The 26,177-nt window shown below is 56.4% G+C and carries 27 protein-coding genes; 14 read left to right on the top strand and 13 right to left on the bottom strand.

What is annotated here, in order from left to right:
- The first annotated feature begins 13 nt into the window (after positions 1 to 13).
- The 3 genes from SYN9616_RS16880 to SYN9616_RS0111380 are packed head-to-tail and all read left to right on the top strand — an operon-like array spanning position 14 to position 1,556.
- Entirely contained in the window at positions 14 to 277 is a 264-nt protein-coding gene (locus SYN9616_RS16880) for a MoaD/ThiS family protein (RefSeq protein WP_232200360.1), read from the top strand.
- 3 nt (positions 278 to 280) lie between these two features.
- Positions 281 to 709, top strand: coding sequence for a molybdenum cofactor biosynthesis protein MoaE (locus SYN9616_RS0111385; RefSeq protein ID WP_028953192.1), 429 nt, complete (start codon positions 281 to 283; stop codon positions 707 to 709).
- A 4-nt stretch (positions 710 to 713) separates the two neighbouring features.
- On the top strand, positions 714 to 1,556 hold the full coding sequence (locus SYN9616_RS0111380; protein WP_051411028.1) for a hypothetical protein: 843 nt from the start codon (positions 714 to 716) through the stop codon (positions 1,554 to 1,556).
- On the opposite strand, the gene SYN9616_RS15765 is transcribed toward SYN9616_RS0111380, so the two are convergent.
- The 3 genes from SYN9616_RS15765 to SYN9616_RS0111345 all read right to left on the bottom strand — a co-directional run bounded on the left by SYN9616_RS15765 (position 1,553) and on the right by SYN9616_RS0111345 (position 3,687).
- Positions 1,553 to 2,806: a molybdopterin molybdotransferase MoeA gene (locus SYN9616_RS15765; RefSeq protein ID WP_037990979.1), complete on the bottom strand. Its 1,254-nt coding sequence runs from the start codon at positions 2,804 to 2,806 to the stop codon at positions 1,553 to 1,555. The genes SYN9616_RS0111380 and SYN9616_RS15765 overlap by 4 nt on opposite strands.
- A complete protein-coding gene (gene moaC, locus SYN9616_RS0111355; RefSeq protein WP_028953187.1) occupies positions 2,787 to 3,263 on the bottom strand; it encodes a cyclic pyranopterin monophosphate synthase MoaC in 477 nt (158 codons plus the stop codon). The genes SYN9616_RS15765 and moaC overlap by 20 nt, the downstream gene beginning before the upstream one ends.
- A 100-nt stretch (positions 3,264 to 3,363) precedes the next feature.
- On the bottom strand, positions 3,364 to 3,687 hold the full coding sequence (locus SYN9616_RS0111345; protein WP_028953186.1) for a hypothetical protein: 324 nt from the start codon (positions 3,685 to 3,687) through the stop codon (positions 3,364 to 3,366).
- A 278-nt stretch (positions 3,688 to 3,965) separates the two neighbouring features.
- Here SYN9616_RS0111345 and SYN9616_RS0111335 point away from each other — a divergent pair, with 278 nt between their 5' ends.
- On the top strand, positions 3,966 to 4,433 hold the full coding sequence (locus tag SYN9616_RS0111335) for a nitrate reductase associated protein (protein ID WP_028953185.1): 468 nt from the start codon (positions 3,966 to 3,968) through the stop codon (positions 4,431 to 4,433).
- Here the strand turns inward: SYN9616_RS0111335 and SYN9616_RS0111330 are convergent.
- Both SYN9616_RS0111330 and SYN9616_RS0111325 read right to left on the bottom strand, forming a co-directional pair.
- Positions 4,414 to 6,645 (bottom strand): nitrate reductase, encoded by a 2,232-nt coding sequence (locus tag SYN9616_RS0111330; protein ID WP_028953184.1) that lies wholly within the window; start codon positions 6,643 to 6,645, stop codon positions 4,414 to 4,416. The two genes, SYN9616_RS0111335 and SYN9616_RS0111330, sit on opposite strands and share 20 nt — an antisense overlap.
- Before the next feature lie 82 nt (positions 6,646 to 6,727).
- Entirely contained in the window at positions 6,728 to 8,269 is a 1,542-nt protein-coding gene (locus tag SYN9616_RS0111325; RefSeq protein ID WP_028953183.1) for a NarK family nitrate/nitrite MFS transporter, read from the bottom strand.
- Between the two features lie 232 nt (positions 8,270 to 8,501).
- On the opposite strand from SYN9616_RS0111325, the gene SYN9616_RS0111315 reads away from it, so the two are divergent.
- Positions 8,502 to 9,119 (top strand): molybdenum cofactor guanylyltransferase, encoded by a 618-nt coding sequence (locus tag SYN9616_RS0111315; protein WP_071991459.1) that lies wholly within the window; start codon positions 8,502 to 8,504, stop codon positions 9,117 to 9,119.
- Positions 9,106 to 10,149, top strand: a complete 1,044-nt coding sequence (locus SYN9616_RS0111310; protein WP_028953181.1) for a GTP 3',8-cyclase MoaA — start codon at positions 9,106 to 9,108, stop codon at positions 10,147 to 10,149. The genes SYN9616_RS0111315 and SYN9616_RS0111310 overlap by 14 nt, the downstream gene beginning before the upstream one ends.
- Before the next feature lie 614 nt (positions 10,150 to 10,763).
- Here the strand turns inward: SYN9616_RS0111310 and SYN9616_RS0111305 are convergent.
- Entirely contained in the window at positions 10,764 to 11,498 is a 735-nt protein-coding gene (locus SYN9616_RS0111305) for a carbonic anhydrase (protein WP_051411027.1), read from the bottom strand.
- 110 nt (positions 11,499 to 11,608) lie between these two features.
- On the opposite strand from SYN9616_RS0111305, the gene SYN9616_RS0111300 reads away from it, so the two are divergent.
- Entirely contained in the window at positions 11,609 to 12,091 is a 483-nt protein-coding gene (locus tag SYN9616_RS0111300) for a hypothetical protein (protein WP_028953179.1), read from the top strand.
- Here the strand turns inward: SYN9616_RS0111300 and SYN9616_RS0111295 are convergent.
- The 3 genes from SYN9616_RS0111295 to SYN9616_RS0111285 are packed head-to-tail and all read right to left on the bottom strand — an operon-like array spanning position 12,079 to position 15,394.
- A complete protein-coding gene (locus SYN9616_RS0111295) occupies positions 12,079 to 12,978 on the bottom strand; it encodes a transglutaminase family protein (RefSeq protein ID WP_028953178.1) in 900 nt (299 codons plus the stop codon). The genes SYN9616_RS0111300 and SYN9616_RS0111295 overlap by 13 nt on opposite strands.
- On the bottom strand, positions 12,963 to 13,946 hold the full coding sequence (locus SYN9616_RS0111290; protein ID WP_028953177.1) for an alpha-E domain-containing protein: 984 nt from the start codon (positions 13,944 to 13,946) through the stop codon (positions 12,963 to 12,965). Before SYN9616_RS0111290 ends, SYN9616_RS0111295 begins: the two co-directional genes overlap by 16 nt.
- Positions 13,940 to 15,394, bottom strand: coding sequence for a circularly permuted type 2 ATP-grasp protein (locus SYN9616_RS0111285; RefSeq protein WP_028953176.1), 1,455 nt, complete (start codon positions 15,392 to 15,394; stop codon positions 13,940 to 13,942). The genes SYN9616_RS0111290 and SYN9616_RS0111285 overlap by 7 nt, the downstream gene beginning before the upstream one ends.
- 170 nt (positions 15,395 to 15,564) lie before the next feature.
- On the opposite strand from SYN9616_RS0111285, the gene SYN9616_RS0111280 reads away from it, so the two are divergent.
- Positions 15,565 to 17,148, top strand: a complete 1,584-nt coding sequence (locus SYN9616_RS0111280; RefSeq protein ID WP_051411026.1) for an alpha/beta hydrolase — start codon at positions 15,565 to 15,567, stop codon at positions 17,146 to 17,148.
- Between the two features lie 2 nt (positions 17,149 to 17,150).
- Here the strand turns inward: SYN9616_RS0111280 and ureC are convergent, their stop codons facing one another.
- Genes ureC through SYN9616_RS0111260 form a run of 4 tightly spaced genes read right to left on the bottom strand, consistent with a single transcriptional unit; the run spans position 17,151 to position 20,452 of the window.
- Positions 17,151 to 18,860: an urease subunit alpha gene (gene ureC, locus SYN9616_RS0111275; protein ID WP_028953174.1), complete on the bottom strand. Its 1,710-nt coding sequence runs from the start codon at positions 18,858 to 18,860 to the stop codon at positions 17,151 to 17,153.
- Between the two features lie 3 nt (positions 18,861 to 18,863).
- Positions 18,864 to 19,184 (bottom strand): urease subunit beta, encoded by a 321-nt coding sequence (locus SYN9616_RS0111270; RefSeq protein WP_028953173.1) that lies wholly within the window; start codon positions 19,182 to 19,184, stop codon positions 18,864 to 18,866.
- An 11-nt stretch (positions 19,185 to 19,195) separates the two neighbouring features.
- Positions 19,196 to 19,498 carry an urease subunit gamma gene (locus tag SYN9616_RS0111265; RefSeq protein WP_028953172.1) on the bottom strand — a complete coding sequence of 101 codons (303 nt, stop codon included), beginning with the start codon at positions 19,496 to 19,498 and terminating at the stop codon, positions 19,196 to 19,198.
- 18 nt (positions 19,499 to 19,516) lie between these two features.
- Positions 19,517 to 20,452 (bottom strand): urease accessory protein UreD, encoded by a 936-nt coding sequence (locus SYN9616_RS0111260; protein WP_028953171.1) that lies wholly within the window; start codon positions 20,450 to 20,452, stop codon positions 19,517 to 19,519.
- Between the two features lie 113 nt (positions 20,453 to 20,565).
- Here SYN9616_RS0111260 and ureE point away from each other — a divergent pair, with 113 nt between their 5' ends.
- The 6 genes from ureE to urtC all read left to right on the top strand — a co-directional run bounded on the left by ureE (position 20,566) and on the right by urtC (position 26,130).
- Positions 20,566 to 21,018, top strand: a complete 453-nt coding sequence (gene ureE, locus SYN9616_RS0111255; RefSeq protein ID WP_028953170.1) for an urease accessory protein UreE — start codon at positions 20,566 to 20,568, stop codon at positions 21,016 to 21,018.
- Positions 21,018 to 21,689: an urease accessory protein UreF gene (locus SYN9616_RS0111250; RefSeq protein ID WP_028953169.1), complete on the top strand. Its 672-nt coding sequence runs from the start codon at positions 21,018 to 21,020 to the stop codon at positions 21,687 to 21,689. The genes ureE and SYN9616_RS0111250 overlap by 1 nt, the downstream gene beginning before the upstream one ends.
- Positions 21,689 to 22,300, top strand: coding sequence for an urease accessory protein UreG (gene ureG, locus SYN9616_RS0111245; RefSeq protein WP_028953168.1), 612 nt, complete (start codon positions 21,689 to 21,691; stop codon positions 22,298 to 22,300). The genes SYN9616_RS0111250 and ureG overlap by 1 nt, the downstream gene beginning before the upstream one ends.
- Before the next feature lie 107 nt (positions 22,301 to 22,407).
- Positions 22,408 to 23,736, top strand: a complete 1,329-nt coding sequence (urtA, locus tag SYN9616_RS0111240; RefSeq protein ID WP_028953167.1) for an urea ABC transporter substrate-binding protein — start codon at positions 22,408 to 22,410, stop codon at positions 23,734 to 23,736.
- Positions 23,737 to 23,839: 103 nt separating this feature from the next.
- Complete coding sequence (gene urtB, locus SYN9616_RS0111235; protein WP_028953166.1) at positions 23,840 to 24,997, top strand: urea ABC transporter permease subunit UrtB; 1,158 nt, start codon at positions 23,840 to 23,842, stop codon at positions 24,995 to 24,997.
- Between the two features lie 20 nt (positions 24,998 to 25,017).
- The gene (gene urtC / locus SYN9616_RS0111230) at positions 25,018 to 26,130 is read left to right on the top strand and encodes an urea ABC transporter permease subunit UrtC (RefSeq protein ID WP_028953165.1); all 1,113 of its coding nucleotides are present in this window, start codon (positions 25,018 to 25,020) and stop codon (positions 26,128 to 26,130) included.
- The last annotated feature ends 47 nt before the right edge of the window (positions 26,131 to 26,177 follow it).

Raw genomic sequence — 26,177 nt, 5'->3', positions numbered from 1 at the left:
AGCGGCAGAGGCGTTGGACGCTAGAACCGCTCCAGCTGCTTTGGACACGGTGTTGAAGGTGCTGCTGTTCGCCTCATTGCGAGAACGGGCTGGTTGGGGTGAGCGTTCTCTTCCGTTCACGCCGGGACTGTCGACGGCTGGTGCGGTATGGGACCAGTTGGATCTTGGCCCACTAAAAGGGATCAGCATTGCGGTCAATCAGGAGTTGGTCGGTCCTAATCAGCTGTTGCAGGCTGGAGACGAATTGGCGTTTCTTCCACCATTCACGGGTGGATGAAGCATGACCAGTTGTCGTGTTGAGGTGTGTCCTGAACCCTTTGATCCATGGCACCAGCTCGCCACCTGGACTGGAGATGCAGCGGCCGAGGCGATCTTCATCGGTCGGGTTCGTTCCATCAGCATGGATGGAAGGCCTCTTCAGGCGCTTGAGCTGGAGCATTGTCCAGGTCTTTGCGAACGTCAGATCACGGCCATGGCGCAGCGCCTGCGGCAGGAGCACAAGGTGGCGTCGATTCTGGTGTTGCATCGGGTGGGGCGGTTGCTGCCGCGTGATCCGATCGTTCTGGTCGCCGTGCAGGCGGATCGTCGCGGTGCAGCGCAGCGCTGCGCTGCGGCCTTGCTGGAGGAGCTCAAGCATCACGCCCCGTTCTGGAAGCGCGAATGGTGTGGTGATCAGGGCACCTGGTTAACGGAGAACACGTCCCTCTAAGACCATGTCTGGGACCCTGAGCAGCATTTCCCATGCAGCGTTGTCAGTGACGACCGACCAATGGACTCTCAATCGCGGCAATTTCGAGGGGCATTGGCAGGGACCCGGTTTGTGGTTCGCCCGCAATGCCGATGGTGTTCTGGACCTTGATCAACCCGTGCGCGTTTTGGATCCCACGACCTACGCGATCTCTTTCAGTGATCCCGACACAGGCACTTGGGATGGTTCTGGCTTGTTTTTTGCGCCGGGGGGTCAGGCCACCTATGCGATCAGCCGGCAGACGTACAACGCTGGTGGCGGTTGCTGGCAGTTTTCAGGTGCTGGCGGACAATCCAGCCTGCATCTCGATCCGGAGCGGAGCCGCTTCGGCCATGAGATCAATCTGTTCCGGGGTCGGTCCCGTTCGATGCTGGTGCTGATCTGGGAGTGGCTTGATGCGCGGTGGTTGCTGCAAACAGTCGGCGCTGTGGCGTTCCGTTGCCGCCATGCATCCAGCCTGGAGGCTGAACGTCCCACGTGCGGGACACCTGAAGCGTTGCTGGAGCCTTTGCGGGGTTGGCAGGGCCAGTGCGAAACCTTGCAACCTCTGCCTGGCGTGAGCGGCCGGATCACGGCTCCCGTTCCGGCGGTGTTTGATCCGGAGCAAGTCCTGCACCAGAGCTGCTCTGCTGTGATGCCTGATGGTCTGGTGTTTGCTGTGCCTGAGCAGTTGCCCGATCAGACGTTCCAGCTGCACATCGGTGGCTTGCTGGGTTCTGGTTTGTTTCAGCAGATCAGCATCGTTTTTGATTCCTTGGGTCGGCTCCAGGCCTGGGAGCGGCGACGCTTTCAACCGGAGTCTGCCTAGAAAAGTCGCCGGCGGATCAGTTGCGCCCAAACACGTGTGCCTGGCTCCAGGCTGCCGGCTGAGGCGGGAAGCTCCAGCAGCAGGTCGGCCCCCTGTAGGGAACCGATGCGCGATGACGCCTGGGAGCCGTCTATCCGAGCCAGCAGGTCACCCTTGTCGTTCGTCTCGAGGCGGGCCCGGGCGAGTTCCGGGCGTCCTGGACGTCTCGGCAGCGGATCCTTCAGTTGCACCTCAAATCTTGGGAACAGCTCGGGTTGTGTCTGCCCTTCCAGGGCCTGGAGGGCTGGCCAGAGCAGTTGCAATGCTGTGATGGCTGCGGCCACAGGGTTGCCGGGCAGCCCGAAGAACGGCACCTTTGTGCCGAGTGTTCCGAAGGCGAAGGGTCTGCCAGGACGCAGGAACAATTTCCAGAATTCAACGGCACCCAGTTCGGCCACCAGGGGTCGGATCCAGTCACTGTCACCGGCTGACACGCCACCGGTGCTCACAACCACATCACAGCTCCTGGCCAGATCGCTCAGAGCTTTTCGCAGGCTTTCAGGCTGATCCGCGACCACCTGGCGTTGATCAACCCGTTGCCCAAGAGCGCGGAGCATCGTCTCCAACAAGGTGCCGTTGCTTTCCCAGATCCCCCCTGGCGGTCTGGCTTGTCCAGGCGGCACCAGTTCATCGCCGCTGATCAAGAGGCCAATGCGGGGTTGCTGCTGCACGGTCAGTTGAGCGATGCCGCAGCCGCTGAGGCGTCCAAGATCGGCTGGGCCAAGACGCAGGCCAGCAGCCAGCAACTGCTCTCCAGGACGGCATTCTTCATCTGCGGATCGGATCCAGGGCCGGTCTGAGGGCTCCTTGTTCAGATGAATGGTGTTGTCCGCAAGGGTCACCAGTTCCTGGGGAAGCACCCAGTCACCGCCTTCTGGCAGGGGTGCGCCCGTGAGGATCCTGATGGCTTCACCTGCGACCAGTGTTCCGTGAAAAGGGTCGCCAGCTGCCGAGCGGCCCTTCAATATCCAGTGGTCTCCGACGGACGGCTGGCTGGACTGCCCCAGGGCGTAGCCATCCATGATGGAGGCCCGAAACCCAGGGACGGCGTCTGGGGCCAGCACTGCAGCTGCACTCACACGACCCAGGGCATCGCTCAGCTGTAGCTCTTCGGTGCGGTGCAAGGGATCAATCGCCGCCAGAACCCGTCGGCGCGCCTCGTTCAGGGGTAGCCCTTCGCGTCCGTAAGGTTCAGCGCTTCCAGACCCCATGTCGCCCCCCTTCTTTGAACTGAAGCTGGATGGTCTCGATCGTCATGGCTGGATCGACCGACTTGAGCATGTCGTAAAGGGTCAGCAGCCCCACGGAAACGGCTGTCATCGCTTCCATTTCCACACCCGTTTGGCCTGTGGTGCGGCAACGGCAGTGGATGACGAGTCCTGGTAGAGCATCGTCAACGTCGATCGTCACATCCATGCCGCTCAGCGGCAGTGGGTGGCACAGGGGTATCAATTCCCAGGTGCGTTTCGCGGCCTGGATGGCAGCGACCCGGGCCACCGCCAGCAGATCTCCCTTGGGCGTCTCTCCCCGCTGAACCATGGTCAGGGTTGAGCGCTTCATGCGAATAGCCCCACTGGCATGGGCTTCACGGTTGGTGGCAGGCCGATCTCCCACATCCACCATGTGAACCTCACCTTGCTGGTTCAGATGACTCAGGTCTTTCGTCATTCGATCAAGGGCACGGCATGGCTGCTGAATTCGAGATCACCCAGCACCAGTTTCGGGTCACCGCTGACCGTCGTCTGGGCCAAGACCGTGCCGTGTTGGATCAGCGTTGGCTGAGAGCAGACCAGAGGGTTGCTTCCGATCCGACCACGGGTTCCACGGACGGTTGGATGACGGCAGCAGGTTTTGCACTGGCTTCTGCGTTCACTTCTGTCTTCACTGCGGCGATGTCGCGTTCGGCCAGAGGAGCCCAAACAGCAGCAGGCCCGGCGATCACGGGTTCCACGGCAGCTGTACCGGCCTGGACGAAAGCCGACTGGCTGCGAACCAACTGAACGGCGAGCGAGCCAACGATGAATGCACCCAGGAAGCCGGCTGCCAGGGTAATGGGACTGCGGCCGGAAGCGGACGAGATGCTGCTGGTCACGGCAGAAATTCTCAAAGGAGAATCTCAGTATGGAAAAAGTTGGTGTTTTGGACTACCAAATGGCTCAAATTGTGTATTAGTTTTAACAGTCTCTAAAAAATTAAGCGCCGGGTTGGGCTGATGCTGGAACGCTTCAGCTGTGACCCATCCATGGGACATTCCCAGCAGCATTCCGAGGGAGATTGCGAAGCGCACTGACCTTGATTTGTATCGATTCAAACTTCCCTGTTTTCCTGGTCTGCCGTTGTCATCATTGACACCAATCAAGGCTTTGCTTGATGTCCAGCCGATGTGATTCCGCCAATCATTGCTTTGCCTTTGAGCAGGATTTCATCGGCAACTGGCGCTGTATCCCGCTGTGTGTGCGTCGCAAACTCGATCTCTGTGGGGTGAAGTTAAAGCTCAGTCACTGGCTGCAACTCTCCCAGGATCAACGCCAAACCCTTGTGGATTGGCCGGACGGGGCCGATGCTCTTGAGCAGCTTCGCCAACACCTGCGCGATTGCACGCGCACCATGGCCGATGGCATGGCTAGGGATCTGCCACTCGTTAGCAGCGCCCCCTGGCAACAGGTCAAGGAGTTGCCTGCTGCGGTGCAAGAGGCGGCCACGGCTCGGGGTGTGCAGCTGTCGCTGAAGCAATGGGCCCTGCTCAGTGAGTTGGATCGCTTTGCGTTGTGCAAGTTGGCCAGGCCGGGGCACGATCACCACAACCTTGAGGCGGCCTTCAGCGAAGTGCTGGTGTAATCAGCCGCCGCAGAGCCTCCAGCCTGCCTTTCTGCTGCTCAACGGGCTTCACCACCGAAACGGCCGGTGCCACGATCACTGCACAGGCTTTGAGTTCTGGCTGCTTCGACACCGGGCAGGCCTCGTCGTGCATCAGGGTGTTGGCCTCGCAGGCCTTCTCCTGGGTGAATCCCCAGTGCATCGGCAAGAAGACCGATCCACGCCGAATGCGATCAGTCACTTTCACAGTGGCGGTGAGGTGGCCGCGGCGCGAGCTGATCGCCGCCAGTTCGCCGTTGATCAGCTTCAGATCCTGCGCGTCACCTGGGTGAATCTCCAGCAGCGGTTCGGGATGCTGTTTCATCAGCCGCTCAACCTTGCCGGTGCGCGTCATCGTGTGCCACTGCTCCAGGTAGCGGCCCACCGTCAGCACCAGTGGGTAGGTCTCGCAGGGGGGTTCCGCCAGCCCGAGCGGTTGATCGGTGCTGAAGCGGGCGCGTTTGCTGGGGGTGGCGAACTGATGGTCTTCGTAGAGGCGTTTCGCCACTGTGCTTGGGGTGCTGCCATGGGGGTAAGGCCACTGCTGGGGTCCGTCCTGTTCAAGCAGCTCGTGGCTCAGTCCACTGACGTCACAGAGGCGTCCTCGGGTCAGCGCGGTGAATTCGGCGTAGACCGCGGCCGCTGAATCGAAGCTGAAATGTTCGCCATAGCCCAAGCGGCGCCCCACGTCAGCAAAAACCTCCCAGTCGGGCCGGCTTTCGCCGAATCGGCGTCGATAGGCAGGGCAATAGGTCACCCGTCGTTCGGAATTGGTCATGGCACCGGCCTTCTCACTCCACTGGGCCGCTGGCAGCAGCAGGTGGGCGTAATGCGAGGTTTCCGAGTCGGCGTAGGCCTCGCTCACCACCACCAGTGGGCACCTGTGCATGGCTGACTTCACCCGCTCGAGATCGGGGAGGCTGACCAGGGGGTTGGTGGCAGCCACCCACCACAGATCCAGTGCGCCCTGTTCCATCGCCTCGATCTGCTGCCATGCCGCCAAGCCTGGTTTTGGATTGATCCATCCTTTGGGCAGCTGCCAGGCCTGCTCAACCTCGGCACGATCATCCGCATCGGTAATCAACCGGTAGCCCGGCAACAGATGAGACAACCCTCCGGCCTCGCGCCCGCCCATGGCATTCGGCTGGCCGGTGAGGGAAAAAGGGCCGGCCCCTTCCTTGCCGATCTGGCCGGTGAGTAGATGCAGGTTGATCAATCCCTGCACCACCGCCGTTCCTTCACGGCGTTGGTTCACCCCCATCGACCAGAGGCTGAGAAGCTTCTCGCGTCGATGAAACAGCTGCGCTACGTCCCGCAGGCGTTTTTCGGGGATATTGCAGTGCAGGGCAACCCGCCTTGGGGTCCAGCGGGCGGCGACGTCAAAAAAGGCGTCGTAATTCTCGGTGTGGTCGTCGATGAAGGCCGGATCCTGGCCGTTCTCCCGCAGCACCAGGTGGGCGATGCCATGCAGCAGAGCCAGGTCGCTGCCCGGTGCAATCGGGAGATGGATGTCGGCGGCTTTGGCGGTGTCGGTGCGGCGTGGATCCACCACCACAATCTTCACGCTGCCTGGGTTTTTTCGTTTTCGCTTCAGCAGGCGCTGGAACAGCACCGGATGGCACTCGGCGGTGTTGGTGCCGATCAGAAACGCCACCGTGCAGTGGTCGAGGTCCTCGTAGCTACAGGGAGGACCATCGGATCCCAGGCTGCGGGTATAGCCCGCCACCGCTGAGCTCATGCAGAGGCGCGAGTTGGCATCGAAATTGTTGGTGCCCAGTGCGCCTTTCAGCAGTTTCTGGGCCAGGTAGTAGTCCTCTGTGTGGAACTGACCGGAGCCGTACATGGCGATGCCATCGGCGTTGCCGCGCTTGGTCACGCTCGCCTGAATGTGTCCGGTGATTGTTTCGAGGGCCTCGTTCCAGCTGATCGGTGCGAAGTCGTCCTCGAGCTTTTTGCGGAACAGAGGTTGGCGCAGCCTTCCAGGGGCCAGGGTTTCGCCGACGGTGGCCCCTTTGATGCAAACCTGCCCGAGATTGGAGGGATGCTGCCGATCTCCCCGGGCTGTCCACATCGGATTGCCTTCAGCGTCCCGTTTCACGGCCTGGCCTTTGACCGCTGGAGGCATCAACTCAAGACCGCAGCCCACTCCGCAGTAAGGGCATTGGCTGCGCACGCTGCGGGGTGAGTTCGACATGCGGGGACTGAAACAAGAACAAAACCCGGAGCCGAAGCTCCGGGTCGTTGAGCAACATCAGCATGTTGCGGAAAGAGATGGTTCAGGCCGTTTCGCCTTCGTGCAGCTCTGCGAAGGATCCTTTTGGCTCCTTGAGGAAGAAGAAGCAGAAGAAAGCAACGATCAAACCGGCAACGCCCAGCACCTGGAAGAAGGCGCTGTTGGAGGCTGCGATCACCTCAGGCGTGGGTTCACCGCCGCCGCCCATCCACATCGGCAGGAGGCTGAAAATGGTCAGGTAAGTCACAGCACCAACGTTGCCGTAAGCGCCCACCAGGCCAGCCACCTGTCCGGTGACACGACGCTTCACCAGGGGCACAAGCGCGAAGGTTGCGCCTTCACCGGACTGCACGAAGAACGACGCGAGCATGGTGATCAACACGGCCACGATGATGCCGGTGGTGCCGCTGAAGGTGCCCGGCTTGATCATGCTCATCACCAGGTAACCCACGCCGAGACCGGCGGTGAGGAAGCCCATGGTGTTCTTGCGACTGCCAACGCTGTCGGAGATCAGACCACCGGCAGGGCGGGCCACCAGGTTCACGAAGGCGAAGCAGGAGGCCAGGATGCCGGCAGTGGCCTTCGGCAGATCGAAGGTGGTTTCAAAGAAGGTCGGCAGCATCGAGACCACGGCCAGTTCGGAGCCGAAGTTCACGATGTAAGTGAGCTCGAGAATGGCGACCTGTCGAAACTCGTAGCGGTCTTCTTTCGGATAGATCTTGGATCCGCTGAGCAATTCGCGGTTGGTGCGAATGATTCCCCACGTCTGAAAAGCAAACCACAGACCCACGGCTGCAAGAGCCAGGGGATAGGTGGATTCGGTGAGAAAACCGACCTTTTTTAGACGCCAACACAGCACACAGAGAATGGCTGCGAAGGGCACATTCATTCCGATGAGACCCCAGAAATCACGAATGGAGGTGACTTCCAGGCCTGCTGTTCTTGCTGGACGTTGATAGCTTTTGCCTGGTGGCGTATCAGTAACACTGAAGAAGTAGAAGACGCCGTACACGGCTGAAACAATGCCGCTGAGTGCGATGGCACCGCGCCAATTCAGAATGTCGCCTGTGGGAAGTGTGAATCCCCCTGAAAAGGAGAGGAAGCCAGCGAGGGCCACCATGGTGAGGGCCGAGAAAGCGGAGCCGAAGTTGCCCCAGCCGCCATAGATGCCTTCGGCCAATCCAATCTCTTTTGGCGGGAACCATTCGGCCACCATGCGGATGCCGATCACGAAGCCGGCACCAACGATGGACAACAGCAGTCGAGCGACGACGAGCTGGTTGAAATCCTGCGCTGAAGCAAACAGCAGACAGGGAATTGCAGAGAAGACCAGGATCGAGGAATAGGTGATCCGGGGTCCGAATTTGTCTAGGAGCATCCCGATCAGCACGCGGGCCGGGATGGTGAGGGCCACGTTGCAGATGGCAACGGTGCGGATCTGACCGATATCAAGGTTCAGATCGGCTCGAACTGTTGTCGCGAGAGGGGCGAGATTGAACCAGACGACGAACGTCAGAAAAAAGGCGAACCAGGTGAGATGAAGAGTTCTATATCTCCCCTGGAATGACCAGAGGTCGCCAAGCATGGGTAAAAGATACTTTGAGCCCCGGGTTTCAAAAGTGCAGCACCCGTGGTTTGACGAGACGGTCCTGAAAAATTGTCCGCCCAACGTTGAGTAGTAAACAATTCCGGAGGCTCTTGAAATGTGGCCTTTGTTACTGAATGCCTTCGCTCAGGTTCAGTTCAAACATTTGCCTTGCTAATTCTGTTGATCAGCATTCTTTGTCGACCCTGTTTTTGTTGCGGTTGCTACTTCAATGGTTGTTATTCCAAAACATCGACGCGAAGTTCGCCTTTCAGCCTGTCTTCTTTGTGGTGGGATGAGCCGGAGGATGGGTAGGGATAAGGCTCTGATGCCGCATCCACGAGGCGGCGTTTGGTTGACAGTTCTTCTGGATCAGCTCTCCGCCCTTGCCTTGCCTGTTGTGGTTGTCAGCGGTCATGCAGATCATGCAGAGATGGTTCGTTGTCGCGATGGGGTCTCATTTCTCCAGGATCCGCGTTCCTGCAACGGCCCTTTGCAGGCAATGGCTCAGGTTCTGTCGCCGGACATGAATCAACCTGTGATGGTGTTGCCCGTCGACATGCCAAGACTCACCACGGAGGTTCTGCGATGTCTGATCAAGGTTTGGGCGATGGAACCTCAAGTTGCGGCTGTGGCCCATGACGGAGAGCAATTGCAGCCTCTTCTGGGGATTTACCCGTCCGGTTCGCCTTTCCAGTCGACACTTGTTTCTCAATTGAAAGGAGAAGAATGGAGTTGGCATGCCTGGTTGAACTGCATCCCGTACCGACCCGTGTCGCTGCCTGCTCAAGCACTTCTCAATGCCAACTGTCCGGAGGATTTGGCAGCCTTGTCTGATGAGCACGTGTAGTCAGAGTCAGGACCGTTTTGGGCGTCCGCTGGGCGTGTTGCGCCTGTCGCTGACAGCTCGCTGCAACCTGTCTTGCACCTATTGCTGTCCCTCTGATGATGAACCGTCGAATCGGTTGAATCTCCAGGCGCAGATTGCTGTGATCCGCGCTGCATGCCGGCTGGGGCTGCAGTCTCTGCGCTTAACCGGCGGGGAGCCCTTGTTGAGCCATCAGCTGGAACCCCTGCTGCAAGCGATCACACTTGGCCGTTCTGATCCACAGGATCCCTTGTCTCGTCTCCAGGAGGTGGCCCTCACCAGCAACGGAGTCCTGCTCAGCCGAGAGAGAGCCTTCGCTCTTCGTCAATCGGGTTTGGATCGCATCACCCTGAGTCTCGATGCGGCCGACAGCGATGGGTTCGTTCGTATGGCAGGAATGCCGGACACCGCGGCCCATTTGTTTGATCGGGTGCTGTCGGGTTTAGATGCCGCGTTGGATGCAGGTTTTGACCCCAGCCAGGGTGCACTCAAGATCAACAGCGTGATCCAGCGACACCACAACGAGGATCAGCTGATTCCGTTGGCTCGTTTGGCCCGGCGTTATGGCATCGAGTTGCGGTTCATCGAATTTATGGATGTTGGGCATCGCAACGACTGGCATCAGGACCAGGTGCTCACGGCTTCCGAGATGCTGGCCAGGGTCCGTCAACATTGGGCTATTCAACCCATGGGACGAGCCGTTGGCAGCACCGCCAACCGCTGGCGTTTCAGCGACGGGAAAGGTCAGGTCGCCACGATCGCCTCGATTAGTGAACCGTTTTGCGGTGATTGCAACCGGCTCAGGGTGGCTGCCGATGGGATGGCCTTCACTTGCCTCTTTGCAACTCAGGGAAAGGATCTGCGTCCCTGGCTTCAGCCTCTGATTGATGAGGACGGATTAATGAATGCAATTCGTGACCTCTGGATCGCTCGCGAGGATCGCTACAGCGAGGAACGAGGTTGCTCAAGCCACGGACAACGTCGTCAAGAAATGGCTTACTTAGGTGGCTGACTGTTCAGATGTGATTCGGATCTGTAATCCTGGCTCTGCTACTTAATGGAATAAAAACTGTTTGGATCTCAGGGCTGCATGTGATCGCCTCAAACTTGTTGGTGTAATCGACGCCGCTGAAACGGTTGCGTTTTTGAATGGATTTTCTGTACTGACTGAATGAGCCCTTTTCCTGAAAGCGGTGTATTTGATGCGCGACGTTGAATGAATCCAATCTGCCTGATCCCGGAGGACAACGATCAGACTCAATCGAAAACCATTCTGCGAAGCAAGGTCGATCAAGGGTTCAAAAAACTTGGCTTTACTATTCGTGTAAGCAGAGTTTCTCTGCTTAGTAGGCACTGATGAATTTTCGGGGAATATTTTTGAGTTGCTGATCGAAGTAGTTCCAGTCTTTGTGAATAAGATGATGCGAGTTTTTTATGTTGTTTTGCGCAATAAGAGTGCCATATTTCTATAGCAATGACTTGTTTCGTCTGAGGTTTTTAATGATGTATGTGCTTGCTGTTTTGTGAGGGCATGCATGAATCCAGAGTGTTTTTTTGATGCTCGTTTGGTATTGAATTAAGTCATCACATTTGCCGCATCGTGTTCGTAAGAGTAAGGCCATCCTCTCAGACCAGGTTCACGATGCCATCGCCAATATTGAAATAACTGACAACGATCCGGAGTTTGTTTTCGGACACTGCCTTTCTTAGTAGTTCACTCTTCCTGGTCAATTGCTGAGCCGTATTTAAGGCATTGCGTTTCACCGACGCCTCCAGGTCTTCCTCCGGGTTGAGACAGCGTCGGATTGGATCCACGAGCCGCTCCAGCAGTGGGCTCAGGGGTCTGTTGCTCCGAGCAGCACCCACTGCGCCACACGAACTGTGGCCCATCACCATGATCAGCGGGGTCTCAAGAACATCAACGCTGTATTCCATCGAGGCAATGGCTTCGTCAAACGCCGTGTTGCCTGCGCTGCGGATGACGAACAGATCAGAGGGGGCAGCGTCGAAAACCCATTCCGGAGAGACGCGTGAATCCGCGCAGGTGAGGATCGTGGCCCAAGGTGCCTGCCCTTCGTCTAAAACGCTTGATGGCAGAAAGCAGTTGTGGAGCCACATGCTGGCCATCACCTTGGCCCTCTCGTCTGCTGTTGAAGCCCTGTTCTTGCTTTGCCAAACGGCAGCAAAGCGTTCGTTGCCCTGTTTCAACGCTTGCAGGGGATCCTCAGGACGACACGACCGTGGCGTTTCCTGCGCTTCGGCAGGGGATGCCCCGAGGTTGTCGCCAGTCAGGCCTAGGGCTGTCAGTCCTGTGCCGAGCAAAAAGGAGCGTCGCCTGATGGTCACGGGTCGCTCGGGCATCTTTGAAATGTCATCAGACCAGTTTCGTGTGAAAACCGTCGCAACGACGACGGCCTTCTTGAGGATTGTTCTCTAAAGAGTTTTCGGTTCTGGTTTTACGGGTTAAATCAATGTTTGAACGTTTGCCATGCAAGCGTTTCCGGGATACTCCAGCCGTCAGATTTTTCGATGTGACGGTGGGTTCATCCAACGCCAGGGACCTTGTTGTGCACTCCGGGCCCGCAGTCAGCCCTCCTGACGACCCCAAGACTGGAGCTTGGCAGTTCTATCTTCATCCGCACCAAGAAGACAATCTTCTGGCTGCAAGTGGGGGTCGCACGTTTTATCTGGTGAATCTGGCCTGGTCCGACCCGTTTCATATCGTCCGTTTGGACAGCGGTGGAGATATTCTTCGCATCCCACCCGGCACTTTTCATCGTTCGATCTCTGATCCCGATGGCTCTGTCGTTCTCAATCAAGCCGTGCGTGAGCCTGGGGTGTCATTGGTTGATGAATTCCGTGTTTACAACAGTGCCGATATTCCTGCGCTGATGGCCGTTACATCTGTATCAGCTCCAAAGCCACAGCTCTGGCCTGAGCTTCAAGCGGCTTGAGCGGTTGTAGTTAACGATGGCGTTGCTTGGCCACCATCAACCGTTGCCTTGATCGACCAGATCAGCTCACTTTTTGTACCAGGGGGCCCACTGAATGTCCCACTGACAGCTGCTGTTAAGACTGGTTTTGATGATGTCGCCAAGACGATGTAACGATCGTTGATTTCCTGGCCTGCGCTCGGATCAAATCCCCGCCATCCAGCGCCCGGGAGATAAACCTCAGCCCAGGCATGCAGGTCGTAGTTGTCCGGTGCTGGATCGGCCAGGTGATATCCGCTGACGAAGCGAGCCGGTAATCCCACGGTTCTGCAGGACTCGACCATGAGCCATGCCAAATCCCTGCATGAGCCCACGCGCTCCCTCAGCGTTCGACCTGCTGGCCATGCTGGGCCAACATGGCGTTTGGTGTACTTGACGCGATCCTGAATCATCTCCATCAGCTGTTGCAGGAAGGGAATGGCCTGTTGGTTGCTTCCCATCAGTGCGTCCTGCGCTAACTCAACGGCAGATGGGTCGTGCTGTCCGTTCGGAAGCCAGCCCGCCAAAGCTCCTTGTAGATCTGAATTCAGTTGACCTTTTGGATAGGGAAGCGGAGGTTCCAATCCGTTGAAGCAGTCCAGCAGGGGTGCTGATGAGATGGTTTCCACCAGGCTGCTGGCCTCGATCTTGAGTTGATCGGTGGTAGCAAGAAACCGCACACGCTGGATGGCATCGCCACTCGCAGCAAGAAGGTCATGACTGTGGGACGGTTGTGGAGTGACTGTCAGGCGATGCTCAATCAAGCGCTGATGGCCTTGTCCTCTTGGACGTAAACACAGCCGCTGTTCACCAAGGCTCACATGGGCGTCATAGGTGTAGGTCAGGCGATGGACTAGCTGAGCGCGCATGAGGGATCACTGGGAACGGAGCCGAAATCCGTGACAACGAAGTAGTTGTCGTGAATCAGTTGGTGGAGTTGGTTGAGATCGCTCTGAAGTTGGTCGATCGCTTCATGCAGCCCATTTTTGATCAACAGATCGATGCGTACATAACTCCACTTCGCCAGCAGCTGACCGTGCAAGCATTCCAGATCATCTGGGGGACCTGATCGTGGCTGTTGTTGAATCTGTCGCAATGTGTCGTTGATCTCCTGAAGACAGAAGCGCACAGATCTTGGGAAAATAGGGTCTAAAAGTAGAAATCGAGCGACGGACGCTGGTGTGATTGATTGCTGCACGCTCTGCCGGTACATCTGATAAGCATCTGCTGTGCGCAGAAGTGAAATCCACTGCAGCTCGTCCAGAACACCACCAACCTCTGTTGGTGTTGGGAGAAGCAAGAAATACTTCACATCGAGGATTCTGGATGTTTTGTCGGCTCGCTCAATGAGGCGACCAAGTTGACTGAATAGCCAGGCCTGATCTCGGCTCAGCGTGACATCTGTAATCCCATAAAAAAGCTGACAACCGCGCCGAATGATCCGCAACTGTTCTTGATCTGGCTCCTGCCACAAGGCTTCACCATCTTGAACAGTCCAGTAGAGATCGTTGAGCTGTTCCCACATCTCCGTGGTGATCACATCTCGGATTTGTCTTGCGTTTTCTCTGGCATTGTCGATGCAACTCACAATGCTGTTGGAATTATCCCGATCCAAGAGCAGAAATGTCATCACATCACCTGGTGAACCATTGGGATAGCGTTGGTCAAAAAAATCTCGATCTCCATTGGCATCGATCAAGGGCAACCATGGTTCGGCACTTCCTGGTGGACAGTCCAGAGCCATTGACTCACTGACTTCAAGAAAACGCGAGATGTTTTCCGCTCTTTCAACGTAACGATTGATCCAATACAAAGAGTCCGCAACTCGGCTCAGCACAATGCGGCCTCTTGACTGTCGCTGACGACCCAGGTGTCTTTACAGCCACCACCCTGAGAGGAGTTAACAACCAAGGATCCACGTTTCAAAGCGACACGCGTCAAGCCGCCCGGGCTCACCCAGTTGTTGCGTCCGCGTAAGACATAGGGTCGTAGATCAACATGGCAGGGATACAATTCACCATTGCTAAGTGAGGGAACAGTGGATAATTGCAATGTGGGCTGTGCAATGAAATTACGAGGATTAGCTTTTATCTTTGCGACAAAGCTCTCGATTTCTTCTGATGATGCATGTGGGCCAATCAACATGCCATAGCCACCCGCTTCTGCTACGGATTTGACCACAAGTTCCTTTAAATGCTCGAGGACGTAATTCCGATCATCTTGTTTTGAACATAAGTATGTTGGAACATTTTCGATAATTGGTTCTTGATCCATGTAATAACGAATGATTGTCGGTAGATAGGCATAGATCAGTTTGTCGTCGGCAACGCCTGTTCCAGGAGCGTTGGCGATGGCAAGCCGTCCGTTTCGCATGATCTCCATCATTCCCGGAACACCCAGCATTGAGTCACGGCGAAACACAGTTGGATCGAGGAAGTCATCGTCGATCCGTCTGTAGATCACATCCACTGCTTCCAGTCCAGCTGTGCTGCGCATCCAGACACGGCCGTTTTCACACATCAAATCTCTGCCTTCGACGAGGCTGATCCCCATCTGTTGAGCGAGATAACTGTGTTCGAAATAGGCACTATTGAAGACCCCAGGGGTCAGCAAGACAACCTTGGGTGCATCACTCCATGGTGCGAGGTCCTGCAGAGTTCTCAGGAGGTGTGAGGGGTAGTCGTCGATCGGTTGAACCGTTCGCGTTCGAAACAGACTTGGAAACAGCCGTTTCATCACCCGTCGGTTCTCGAGGAAGTAGGCGACGCCCGATGGGCATCGAAGGTTGTCCTCCAGAACCCTCCATGTGCCCTCGCCATCGCGAATAAGATCCAGGCCTGAGATATGACACCAGCGATTAAGCGGTAACTGGATGCCCTTCATCTGGGGTCGCCATCCTTGGGAACTTTCCACGTCTTCACGGGGGATGACGCCGTCATTGAGGATGTGTTGGTCTCCGTAGACGTCGTTCAGAAACAGGTCAATGGCTTCGAGGCGTTGAAACAGGCCTTGCTCGAGCGTTGACCAGTCGTTGCGATGAATCAGCCGTGGCAAAGGATCGAACGGAAGGATTCGTTCTCCGCCCAGTCGCCCGCTGTCATTCAGTCGAAAAGTTGCGCCCAGCCGGCGCAGAAGATGGCTGGCGGATGCATGGGATCGATTCAGTTCCGACAGACCGAGTTGGCCGAGGGTGGAGAGCAGCGGCTCCAGATCGGCCCGGGGTGCCAAGCGTTTTCGACAAAAGTATTCGTCATATCCCTGTGTCGGCCGGTACTGAGTGAACATCACCAGTCGAAGTCTCGATCACATCAAAAAGTGCTGAACGATAGTTGCAGGTTGCAACAGCTACCGAACGGCTGATCAGTCGCTTGAACCGTCGACGGCATGGAGTCCTCTCACAGTCGGATGACACATTCGCGAGCTGTTTTTAGGGTCCCCACAACTGTGTCGATGTCATGAAGCGTTCATTTCTGGCAGTGATTGGCCTGTTTGCACTCGCTGCACCTGCCCTGTGTGCAGAGCGAATCAGTTTCCAGTTGGGTGAATTCGAACGGTCCCTATCGATTTCAGAGCTTGCCGTTTTTGCAGCGGGTGATCCTCCCGCTCCTGAACTGCGCGAGGCCCTCCGTTTACTGAAGCCATCCGAGCAAAAGGCGCTGCGCGGGGCCCTGAACCAGTCAGCTCCGGTGAATGCCGTGATGGCTTCGGATTACCTCGGAACAGCGCTGGGTCAACGAACCATCCAGCAACTTGCGAAGCTGATCAATCAGCCATCGAAGGTTGCGGAGAATGCGCTCACCTCCGCCTTGATTCTCGGAGCCTCAACATCTGGAAGCCTTCGCATCATCCCTGTGCTGGAGGCCTATCCCTTACCGAACCTCCCGATCAAGGTTGGCGCATTGACCTCTCTTCTGCGCACACTCAGGCAGGATTACAACCTTCAGAACAAGCTCTTTGAGCGGTTGTCGGGACTGTCTGGATCACCTGCCAGCGGACCTGATCTCAACTTGGCGGCTGTGAAAGGAAGCATCGGATTTCAGCAGCTGCCGTTCACGTTCGCGGGTCGTGTCGCCAAGAGCATCAAGTCCGCGCTTTATCTGCCAACCACCGCAACGGCTGACAGCAAGGCGCCCTTGGTGGTTCTCGTTCCTGGTTTGAACACCGACATGAATGCGCTGCTGTACGTCGGTGAGACGCTTGCCAGTCACGGCTATGCCGTAGCAGCTCTCAACTTGCCTTTCACCAGTGCAGACACGGTGACTGCAGCGATCGAGGGAAAAGGAGCCATTCCCCCTGCGAATGCCTGGTATCGCCAACCAACCACCGTCAGCGAACTGATTGATCAGGTAGAGCTGCGCTGGGGAACCCGTGTGGATACCAAGCGCGTTGGTGTTCTCGGTCAGTCCCTCGGTGGATACACCGTGACCGCCCTGGCTGGGGCATCGCTCGATTGGCCACACCTCGTGCAGGGATGCCGTCAGCTCGATGATCCGAACACGGTGGTGCTGAATCCAGCGATCGTCTGGCAGTGCACCGCTCCCAATCGGGTGGTGGAGCGCACGAGTTTTCGAGACTCTCGCGTCAAGGCGGCTGTTGCGGTGAACCCGGTGACCAATCCCATCTTCAGCAGTGCCTCCATGGCTCAGTTGGAGGTTCCGATGTTGGTCATCGCCGGCATGAACGATGTGTTTGCACCGCCGGTGTCGCAGCAGCTCAGTCCTTTCACCGCGATTCGACAGCCGGGTTCCGTTTTGGCTGTTCAGAACAACGGCACCCATCTCTCGTTTCTGGATGCCACGTCATCTCTGCCGCCAGTGATCACCGGACCTGATCAGCCGTTGGCTCGCACTGAGCTCAGGGGAATGGCAAAGCTGTTTTTCGACAAACATCTGGCCGGCCGCACGTCGACACCATCCCTGGCTCCTTCTGGTAACGGCAGTTTCAGTGTCGGCTCCGACCCCTTAACGCTGCTGCTCCGTTCCGTCCTGACCATGGAGCAGCTAGAGCAAGTGGAGCCGGGCCTGAAAGAGGTGCCTTGAGGTCAAAGCAGCAGATAGCGCTGGGCCATCGGAAGTTCCTCCGCGGGATCACAGGTGAGCAGCGTTCCGTCAGCGAAGACCTCATAGGTCTGCGGGTCCACACTCACGGAAGGCAATGCTGAATTAAGTTTCAGGCCGTTTTTCCCGATGCTCCGTGTGTCCTGCACCGCCATGCAGGTCCGTTCAAGCCCGAGTTGACGTTGGATGTCCTGGTCCATCGCTGCCTGGCTCACAAAGGTGAGACAACTGGAGGCCAGGGCTTTGCCGAAGGCGCCGAACATGGGACGCCCGTGGACTGGCCCCGGCGTGGGAATGGAGGCATTGGCATCGCCCATCTGAGCCCAGACGATCGAGCCGCCCTTGAGGACCAGGTCCGGTCGGATCCCGAAAAAGCCTGGTTTCCAGAGCACAAGATCCGCCAGCTTGCCGGTTTCGACGGACCCCACCTGGCTGCTGATGCCATGGGCCAGGGCTGGATTGATCGTCACCTTGGCGATGTAGCGCTTGAGGCGATGGTTGTCGTTGCGTGCGTTGTCTTCCGGAAGCGCGCCGCGCTGAACCTTCATCTTGTGAGCGGTCTGGAAGGTGCGGGTGATCACCTCACCCACCCGGCCCATCGCCTGTGAGTCGCTGGCAATGATCGAGAACGCTCCCAGGTCATGGAGGATGTCCTCGGCGGCAATGGTTTCGCGGCGGATCCGTGATTCAGCAAAGGCCACGTCCTCGGGAATCTTCGGGTCGAGGTGGTGGCACACCATCAGCATGTCGAGGTGCTCCTCGAGTGTGTTGCGGGTGTAGGGCCTGGTGGGATTGGTGCTGCTGGGAAGAACGTTCGCTTCCCCGCAGATCTTGATGATGTCCGGGGCATGGCCACCGCCAGCCCCTTCGGTGTGGAAGGTGTGGATCGTCCGTCCCTTGATGGCGGCGATCGTGTCTTCGACGAAGCCGGCTTCATTCAGGGTGTCGGTGTGAATGCACACCTGCACATCCATTCGATCAGCCACGGACAAACAAGCATCGATTGCTGCTGGCGTGGTGCCCCAGTCCTCATGCAGCTTCAGGCCACAGGCACCGGCTCGAACCTGTTCTTCCAGAGCCTCTGCTGTGCTGGCGTTGCCTTTCCCAAAGAATCCGAGGTTCACCGGCAGACCCTCAGCCGCCTGAAGCATGCGGCCGATGTGGAAGGCGCCGGGTGTACAGGTCGTGGCGTTCGTGCCGGTGGCTGGACCGGTGCCGCCGCCCATCAGAGTGGTGACGCCACTGGCGAGGGCGGTTTCGATCTGCTGGGGGCAGATGAAATGGATGTGAGTGTCGATGCCGCCGGCAGTCAGGATGTGACCTTCTCCAGCGATTGCCTCGGTTCCAGGGCCCACAACAACAGTGACCCCCTCCTGGGTATCGGGGTTTCCAGCTTTTCCGATGCCGACGATGCGGCCGTCTTTGAGGCCGACATCGGCTTTCACAATGCCCCACCAATCGAGGATCAGGGCATTGGTGATCACGGTGTCGACGGCACCGTCAGCTCGTGAGGTCTGGGCCTGGCCCATGCCGTCACGGATCACCTTGCCGCCGCCGAATTTCACTTCATCGCCGTAGACGGTGAAGTCCTTTTCCACTTCGAGGATCAACTCGGTGTCGGCGAGTCGAAGCCGATCCCCGGTGGTGGGTCCATAGGTTTCGGCGTAGGCCTGGCGGGAGATGCGGAAAGGCATGGATCAGGCGTCGAGGGGTCCGTTGATTTGGCCGTTGAAGCCGATGGCACGCCGATCGCCGGCGAAGGGGATCAGATTCACGTCACGGCTGTCACCCGGTTCAAATCGAATCGCCGTTCCGGCTGGAATGTCGAGCCGCTGTCCGCGAGCGGCTGCACGATCGAACTGCAGGGCAGCGTTGGCTTCAAAGAAATGGAAGTGGGATCCCACCTGCACCGGACGGTCGCCGCTGTTGGCGACGTGGATGGTGGTGACAGGGCGTCCCGCATTGAGTTCGAGTTCGCCTGGTTCAGCGAGCAGTTCGCCGGGAGTCAAGGGTGACATTGAGTAGTGCCTCAGCGAATCGGATCGTGCAGGGTGACGAGCTTGGTGCCGTCCGGGAAGACCGCTTCGATCTGCACCTCGTGCACCAGTTCGGAGACCCCCTCCATCACCTGGTTCTTGCTCAGCCAGGTGCTGCCGTCCTGCATCAGTTCGGCAACGGTTCGGCCATCACGGGCACCTTCGAGAACAAGAAAGCTGAGCCAGGCCACAGCTTCGGGATGGTTGAGCTTTAGGCCCCTGCCAAGGCGGCGTTCCGCCAGTAGTGCAGCGGTCACGATCAGGAGCTTGTCCTTTTCCTGCGGACTGAGATACATGGAGAGCCTCGCTCTTTTTCAGTTTGTCCCTGCTGTTGCCGTTTGAGCGTTTGATGTGAACGTTTGTCGTCGTAACGGCTCTTCCTGCAAAGGCCAGACACGTGGAATTCGGGCTGGCTGAAGTCCTCGCAGGGATCTGGTTCGGGACCAGATCCGGCTGAACCAGAATCGTGCATCACGGCTGGAGTGGCCGGTGTACCGGGCGACCAATCCCTGTCGCAGTGCACCGCAGTGCATCACTCCTGCGAGGCCGCAGCGATCCTCCCGGGCCCCTTCGAGCAAGGAGGTCATCGTTGTTTTGTCGAGATGCATCGGTGCTGCCCAAACCAGGGTTCCGAAGACCGGTGCACCGGCAAGGCCGTGCACGCTCTCGAGACTGCTGCCGCCCAGCTCCAGTCGATCAACCATCTCCCAGTGGTGGTCATCGCCATCACTGCGCTGCAAGGCCAGGCTGGATCTCCAGCAGCCTCGCTCGAGGCTCTCGCCCGCCGCGGTCCGTCCCAGGCGCACGATCTCTGCACTGAGAAATGAGGCATCCAGAGGCAATGTCACCCTGAGTTGCTGCTCCAGCAGTGCGTCGGCGTAGAGCACAAGTTCCTGGGGTAACCACTCCAGGTCGCTGCCGGGTTGTAGTGAGCCCGTCACGCTCTGGTAAGACCAAGCGCCTTGCGGATGCAGCTGGCTGCGTCCCACTGAGCCGTACACCTTTTGAGCGGCAACGCTGGTGATCAGTGCTCGGCTGTTGGGCCTGAGCGTCAGATCGATGTTGAGACGATCACCGCCGACCAGTCCGCCGGCCGTGTGGAGCAACGGCAGTTCGCAGCGGCCATCGTCCCCCTGATCTGACCTGAGCAACTTGAAAGGTGCGCTGCAGCCACCTTGGTGGATGGTTCCATGCTCTGTTCTGAGGAACTGCAGCTGGCAGGAGCCATGCCACGGGTCAGGGCCGTTCATCGACGTGTTGTGTGGAGACCACATTCGGCACGGTCGATCGCACCAATCGGTAGCGATCCATACCAAATGAGAGGGTCGAGCTGGGCAGGCTCACGGAACCTGGATCGACGGGAATGGGCGAGACGGTGATTGTGCTTGAGCGGTGTCACGGTCAGCGCTCGGGCGCTGCACATGGCATGCAGCTGCCGCTTACGGCTGAGCAGCGCACGTCGTTGCGAGGTCGTCGTCGCACGCTCTGTGGTCAGGAGGTGTTGTTGCAATTGCCAAGGCAGGGCCCTTTGGCTCCCGGTGATCTTCTTTCCGACAGTCAGGATTTCAATCTTGTTCGTGTGATGGCTGCGAAGGAGAAGCTTCTGGAGGTGAGGGCGGAGTCGCCTCTGCAATTGCTTCAAGCTGCCTATCACCTGGGCAATCGCCACGTGGCGCTGGACCTGCAGCCGGATCGACTGCTGCTTCTGGATGATCCCGTACTGGCGTCGATGCTGCTGGGACGAGGCCTGCAAGTGCGCTCCTGTGAGCAGCCATTCCAGCCGGAGGGCGGAGCCTATGAACAGCACTATCACTGATGTCGGCACTGTCCCTGCTGCAGCTTGTGAGTCCGGCCTTGCCGGTTGGTGCCTTCAGTTACTCCGAAGGTCTGGAGGTACTGATTCAGGCCGCCACTCTCAGCGATGAGCGTCAGATTCAGGACTGGCTGGAAGCTGAACTGCGGCATGGGGCGCTTCGCCTCGAGGCGGCAGCGCTTAAGGGCCTGTCGGATGCCCTGCGGCAATGGAGGGCTCACGGTGATCAGCAAGCACGGCAGTGGCTGATCGATCAGGACTCCTGGTTGCTGGCGAACCGTGAGTCTTCTGAGGTGCGCTCGCAGCAGACCCAGATGGGTGCATCGCTGTTTCAGCTGATCAAGGAGATGGGGCATCCGCTGCCCCAGGCGACGCCGCTGAGCTGGCCATCAGCATGGGCCTGGTCCGCAGTCGCGCTGGACGTCTCCCAGTCCGACATGGTTGAGGGTTATCTCTACGGATGGGTGGCCAATCAGCTCAGTGCGGCGGTGCGGTTGCTGCCACTGGGTCCCTCCAGGGCGCAGGTCGTGCAGCAACGCCTGCTGCCGCTCATCTCTGAGCAGGCTGTCTGGCTGCAGTTGCAGGACCCCAGGCAGCTCTGGAGCCACGGGGTCGGTGCATCGATGGCTCAGCTTGCCCATGCTGAGTTGTACTCACGTTTGTTTCGAAGTTGATGAGCAGCAAGCTGCGTCTCGGTGTGGCTGGTCCTGTGGGATCTGGAAAGACGGCTCTTGTGGAGGCTCTTTGCCGCCGCTTGCGAAACCAGCTTCAGCTCGCCGTTGTCACCAACGACATCTACACCCAGGAGGATGCCCTCTTTTTGACGCGAGCCGGTGCTCTGGAGCCGGATCGCATCCGAGGCGTGGAGACAGGTGGTTGTCCTCACACCGCGATTCGCGAGGACTGTTCTATTAATCGTGCCGCCGTGGCGGAACTCGAAACACAGTTCCCCCACCTGGATGTGGTGTTAGTGGAAAGCGGTGGCGACAATCTCGCCGCCAGCTTCAGTCCAGAGCTGGTGGATTTGTGCATTTACGTCATTGACGTGGCTGCCGGTGACAAGATTCCCCGAAAAGGTGGACCGGGAATCACCAAATCCGATCTGCTGGTCATCAACAAGATTGATTTGGCTCCCATGGTTGGGGCTGATTTGTCTGTGATGGAACGGGATACCGACCGAATGAGAGGCAACAGGCCGTGGTGCTTCACAAATCTGTCGAATGGTGAGGGTTTCGAAAAAGTCGTCGCGTTTGTGTTGCAACAGTTACCGAATACAGCCGCTTGAGCGCGGCAGTTGCCAAAAGGTTGCTGATGATACAAAGGCTGTCATATCTGGTTCATACCGTCACGTTTCGCCTCACGGCGCATTCACCACAGTGTGTGTTCTTATTTATGACTTCTGCACTATCAAAGCGTTTGCTGGCAGCGTTTGCTGCGACAGCAGTTGGCGTAACCATCACCGCCTGTGGCGGAGGTGGCGGCGGCGGTGACACCGCTAGCGATGGCGGCGGTGGCGCCGAATTTGATGGAGAGATCAAAGTTGGCATCCTTCATTCCCTCAGTGGAACGATGGCCATCTCCGAAACAACCTTGAAAGAGGTCGAGGAACTTGCCATCAAGGAGATCAACGAGTCAGGCGGTGTTTCCGTTGACGGCAAGAGCTACAAGATCGTTTACACCTCTGAAGACGGTGCCTCTGATTGGCCCACCTTCGCTGAGAAATCTCAGAAGCTGATCGACGCTGATGGTGTCGCCGTTGTCTTCGGTGGTTGGACGTCTGCCAGCCGTAAGGCCATGCTTCCCGTGTATGAAGCAAAAGATCACTTCCTCTTCTACCCGATTCAGTACGAAGGTCAGGAGTGCTCCAAGAACATCTTCTATACAGGTGCAGTTCCGAACCAGCAGGCAGAACCTGCTGTGGATTGGCTCTTCGAGCAGTTTGCCGACAAATACGGCAAGAAGGTTTACCTCGTGGGCTCCGACTACGTCTACCCACGCACAGCAAACACCATCATCAAAGAACAGGTGAAGAGCCTCGGTGGTGAAACCGTCGGTGAGGACTACATTCCTCTTGGCAACACAGAAGTTGCTCCGATCATCGCCAAGATCAAGAAGGAGTTCCCTGATGGCGGAATCATCATCAATACATTGAACGGCGACTCCAACGTCGCACTGTTCAAGCAGTTCAAGGCTGCGGGTATCACTCCTGATAAGTACCCGATCATGTCCTTCTCCATCGCAGAAGAGGAGATCCGTCAGATCGGACCTGAGTATGTGGGTGACACGTATGCCGCCTGGAACTACTTCATGTCCCTCGGAACCGAGGCTTCCAATACGTTCAACGATGCATTCCTTGCGGAGTATGGCGACGAACGGGTGACCAACGACCCGATGGAATCGGCCTACAACATGGTTTATCTGTGGAAGGCTGCCGTTGAGAAAGCAGGTACCTTCGAGGATCTTGATGCTGTCAGAAATGCACTGATCGGTATCAAACTCGATGCTCCTCAGGGCCCGATTGAGATGTATCCCAATCACCACATCTCTCAGACGGTTCGTATCGGACAAGCAAAAGAGAATGGTCAGTTTGAGATCCTCTGGGATAGCAAAACCCCCGTTGCACCGATCACCTGGAACCAGTACGTGCCTGAAACCAAAGGCTTCAAGTGCGACTGGACTCTTGATCGCCCTGACGCTGGAAAGTTCAAAATGGACACCTGATCGTCCAGGCACCGGAAAGTCCAAGATGTAATTTTTACATCTGAAATAGTTTCTCGAGTGGGTCACAATTACATGTAGGCCCACTTTTTTTCTCTATGAACCGATGGAATTAATTTTCTCTCAACTCCTTGATGGCCTGAGTATTGGATCGGTACTCCTCTTAGCAGCGACAGGTCTTGCCATTGTCTTCGGTTTGATGGGCGTTATCAACCTCGCCCACGGCGAGTTGATGATGGTTGGAGCCTATGTGACATTTGTCACGCAGAACATGTTTCGTCCGTTAGGCGAGGGTGTTTTTCAGCTGTACTACCTATTTGCATTGGTTTTTTCCTTTGTGATTACAGCAATCGTCGGTGTTTTGCTGGAGCGCACGTTGATTCGCCAGTTGTATGGGCGCCCTCTCGAAACGCTCCTTGCAACCTGGGGTGTGAGTTTGGTTTTGATTCAGTTCATCCGTAGTGTTTCTACGAGCATGACGATTGGAATCGTTGTGGCTGTTGTACTTGGATTCTTAGCGTCACGTTTTTCACCAAAAGCGCTCAAACGTGCTGCTTTTTATCCATATCTTTCTGGAATTTTTTGGGTTGTTTCTGCAATTATTGGATTCGTAACCATTACCGCCTTATCTGGTTCAAAAGCATTAGCAAAGCCCTGGTTTGGACCACGAAATATTGATGTGACTGCACCGAAATGGTTGCAGGGAAGTTGGGGTTCCATTGCCGGTATTGAGCTACCAGGCATCAGAATTTTTATCATTATCCTTTCAGCACTTCTTCTGGCTTTTGTTGCTTGGTTCTTAACCAAAAGCGTTTGGGGACTGCGTATACGATCGGTGACTCAGAACAGGCAGATGAGTAATTGTCTGGGCATTCCTACAGATAGTGTTGACAGCATCACGTTTGGTATTGGTTCTGGCCTGGCAGGAGTTGCTGGATGTGCAATCACTTTGCTTGGATCAGTTGGCCCAAATCTTGGAGCTGCTTATATCGTTTCCTGCTTCATGGTGATTGTTTTGGGAGGAGTTGGCAACTTGGTGGGAACGGTGATCGCATCCATGATGTTGGGCATTATTCAATCAATTATCGGCTCAGGTGCCATCTTGATTGCATTCCCTGATATTCCTAATCCTGCATCTGCAGTTATTGAGTTCTTCGCCACCACAAGTATGTCTTATGTGCTGATATTCATCTTTATTATTTCGTTCCTTCAATTCAAGCCTACAGGTATGTTCCCCCAGAAGGGACGATCTGTTGAATCCTGATCTTTATCTTCTAAATCACCATGAAACTCTTTAAAAAGCTAATTCCCTGGCTCCTTCTTGCTTTTGCCTTTTTCGTTTTACCTGCAATTCTTTCACAATTTCGCTTGAATCTCTTTGGTAGATATTTTTCACTAGCGATTGTTGCTCTAGGTATCGATTTGATCTGGGGATATACAGGTCTCCTCAGTCTGGGTCAAGGAATCTTCTTTGCTCTTGGCGGGTATGCGATTGGTATGCACCTGTTGCTCGTCACCCAGAACGATTTCACGACGGGTGCCAATGGGCTTCCTAAATTCTTTGAGAATTACGGTGTCGACAATCTGCCTTTCTTCTGGCAGCCATTCTGGTCTTTTCCCTGGACTCTGATTGCGATTTGGCTCATACCAGCAATTGTGGCTGGTTTGGTTGGCTACTTGATTTTCAGAAACCGCATCAAAGGTGTGTATTTCTCGATCATCACACAGGCATCGTTGATGGTGTTTTACCATTTCTTCAATGGTCAACAAAAACTTGTTAATGGTACCAATGGGCTGAAAACAAGTACGACTGAAATTTTTGGATTAATTGTGGGTTCTGATGATGCTCAAATTATTTTTTATAGAATTACTTTAATCTTACTTCCGTTTGCTTATCTGCTTTGCAAGTTCCTTACTAGTGGCCGTTTTGGTGATGCCCTCATCGGTATTCGAGACGACGAAGCTCGCTTACGTTCCAGTGGCTTTAACCCTGTTCCTTTTAAGGTCATTGTTTTCTTGGTTGCTGGAGGTTTGGCTGGTGTTTCCGGTGCTTTGTATACCATCCAATCCGGCATTGTTTCACCGCAGTACATGGCCATTTCAATGTCTATTGAAATGGTGATCTGGGTTGCTGTCGGAGGAAGAGGTACCTTGATTGGTCCGATTATTGGAGCTGTTCTTGTTAACTATCTCCGTAGCCTTGTGAGTGAAGCATTGCCAGAAGCATGGTTGTTTGTTCAGGGTGGGTTGTTTATCTTTGTCGTCACACTGATGCCTGACGGAATCTACGGATGGTTTAAGAATGGAGGTTTACAAACAATGCTTGCTGCCTTCGGTATTGCCAAAAAATCACCAACATATCCCAAGGCTGATTTAGATCAGGGGTATACAGGATGATTTCAAATTTTTAACATTATCTTTTCCGCTCTTACTTTGCACCCAAA

The organism is Synechococcus sp. CC9616, from assembly GCF_000515235.1.
Classification (GTDB): Bacteria; Cyanobacteriota; Cyanobacteriia; order PCC-6307; family Cyanobiaceae; genus Parasynechococcus.
This window is presented reverse-complemented; position numbering and strand designations above follow the sequence as displayed.

What these genes read in the sequence shown, in the direction of transcription:
- SYN9616_RS0111385 (WP_028953192.1), top strand. Translation starts at nt 281, where the DNA reads ATGACCAGTTGTCGTGTTGAGGTGTGTCCTGAACCCTTTGATCCATGG.
- SYN9616_RS0111380 (WP_051411028.1), top strand. Translation starts at nt 714, where the DNA reads ATGTCTGGGACCCTGAGCAGCATTTCCCATGCAGCGTTGTCAGTGACG.
- SYN9616_RS15765 (WP_037990979.1), bottom strand. Translation starts at nt 2,806, where the DNA reads ATGGGGTCTGGAAGCGCTGAACCTTACGGACGCGAAGGGCTACCCCTG.
- moaC (WP_028953187.1), bottom strand. Translation starts at nt 3,263, where the DNA reads ATGACGAAAGACCTGAGTCATCTGAACCAGCAAGGTGAGGTTCACATG.
- SYN9616_RS0111335 (WP_028953185.1), top strand. Translation starts at nt 3,966, where the DNA reads ATGTCCAGCCGATGTGATTCCGCCAATCATTGCTTTGCCTTTGAGCAG.
- SYN9616_RS0111330 (WP_028953184.1), bottom strand. Translation starts at nt 6,645, where the DNA reads ATGTCGAACTCACCCCGCAGCGTGCGCAGCCAATGCCCTTACTGCGGA.
- SYN9616_RS0111325 (WP_028953183.1), bottom strand. Translation starts at nt 8,269, where the DNA reads ATGCTTGGCGACCTCTGGTCATTCCAGGGGAGATATAGAACTCTTCAT.
- SYN9616_RS0111315 (WP_071991459.1), top strand. Translation starts at nt 8,502, where the DNA reads ATGGTTGTTATTCCAAAACATCGACGCGAAGTTCGCCTTTCAGCCTGT.
- SYN9616_RS0111310 (WP_028953181.1), top strand. Translation starts at nt 9,106, where the DNA reads ATGAGCACGTGTAGTCAGAGTCAGGACCGTTTTGGGCGTCCGCTGGGC.
- SYN9616_RS0111305 (WP_051411027.1), bottom strand. Translation starts at nt 11,498, where the DNA reads ATGCCCGAGCGACCCGTGACCATCAGGCGACGCTCCTTTTTGCTCGGC.
- SYN9616_RS0111300 (WP_028953179.1), top strand. Translation starts at nt 11,609, where the DNA reads ATGTTTGAACGTTTGCCATGCAAGCGTTTCCGGGATACTCCAGCCGTC.
- SYN9616_RS0111295 (WP_028953178.1), bottom strand. Translation starts at nt 12,978, where the DNA reads ATGCGCGCTCAGCTAGTCCATCGCCTGACCTACACCTATGACGCCCAT.
- SYN9616_RS0111285 (WP_028953176.1), bottom strand. Translation starts at nt 15,394, where the DNA reads ATGTTCACTCAGTACCGGCCGACACAGGGATATGACGAATACTTTTGT.
- SYN9616_RS0111280 (WP_051411026.1), top strand. Translation starts at nt 15,565, where the DNA reads ATGAAGCGTTCATTTCTGGCAGTGATTGGCCTGTTTGCACTCGCTGCA.
- ureC (WP_028953174.1), bottom strand. Translation starts at nt 18,860, where the DNA reads ATGCCTTTCCGCATCTCCCGCCAGGCCTACGCCGAAACCTATGGACCC.
- SYN9616_RS0111270 (WP_028953173.1), bottom strand. Translation starts at nt 19,184, where the DNA reads ATGTCACCCTTGACTCCCGGCGAACTGCTCGCTGAACCAGGCGAACTC.
- SYN9616_RS0111265 (WP_028953172.1), bottom strand. Translation starts at nt 19,498, where the DNA reads ATGTATCTCAGTCCGCAGGAAAAGGACAAGCTCCTGATCGTGACCGCT.
- SYN9616_RS0111260 (WP_028953171.1), bottom strand. Translation starts at nt 20,452, where the DNA reads ATGAACGGCCCTGACCCGTGGCATGGCTCCTGCCAGCTGCAGTTCCTC.
- ureE (WP_028953170.1), top strand. Translation starts at nt 20,566, where the DNA reads ATGGGCGAGACGGTGATTGTGCTTGAGCGGTGTCACGGTCAGCGCTCG.
- SYN9616_RS0111250 (WP_028953169.1), top strand. Translation starts at nt 21,018, where the DNA reads ATGTCGGCACTGTCCCTGCTGCAGCTTGTGAGTCCGGCCTTGCCGGTT.
- ureG (WP_028953168.1), top strand. Translation starts at nt 21,689, where the DNA reads ATGAGCAGCAAGCTGCGTCTCGGTGTGGCTGGTCCTGTGGGATCTGGA.
- urtA (WP_028953167.1), top strand. Translation starts at nt 22,408, where the DNA reads ATGACTTCTGCACTATCAAAGCGTTTGCTGGCAGCGTTTGCTGCGACA.
- urtB (WP_028953166.1), top strand. Translation starts at nt 23,840, where the DNA reads ATGGAATTAATTTTCTCTCAACTCCTTGATGGCCTGAGTATTGGATCG.
- urtC (WP_028953165.1), top strand. Translation starts at nt 25,018, where the DNA reads ATGAAACTCTTTAAAAAGCTAATTCCCTGGCTCCTTCTTGCTTTTGCC.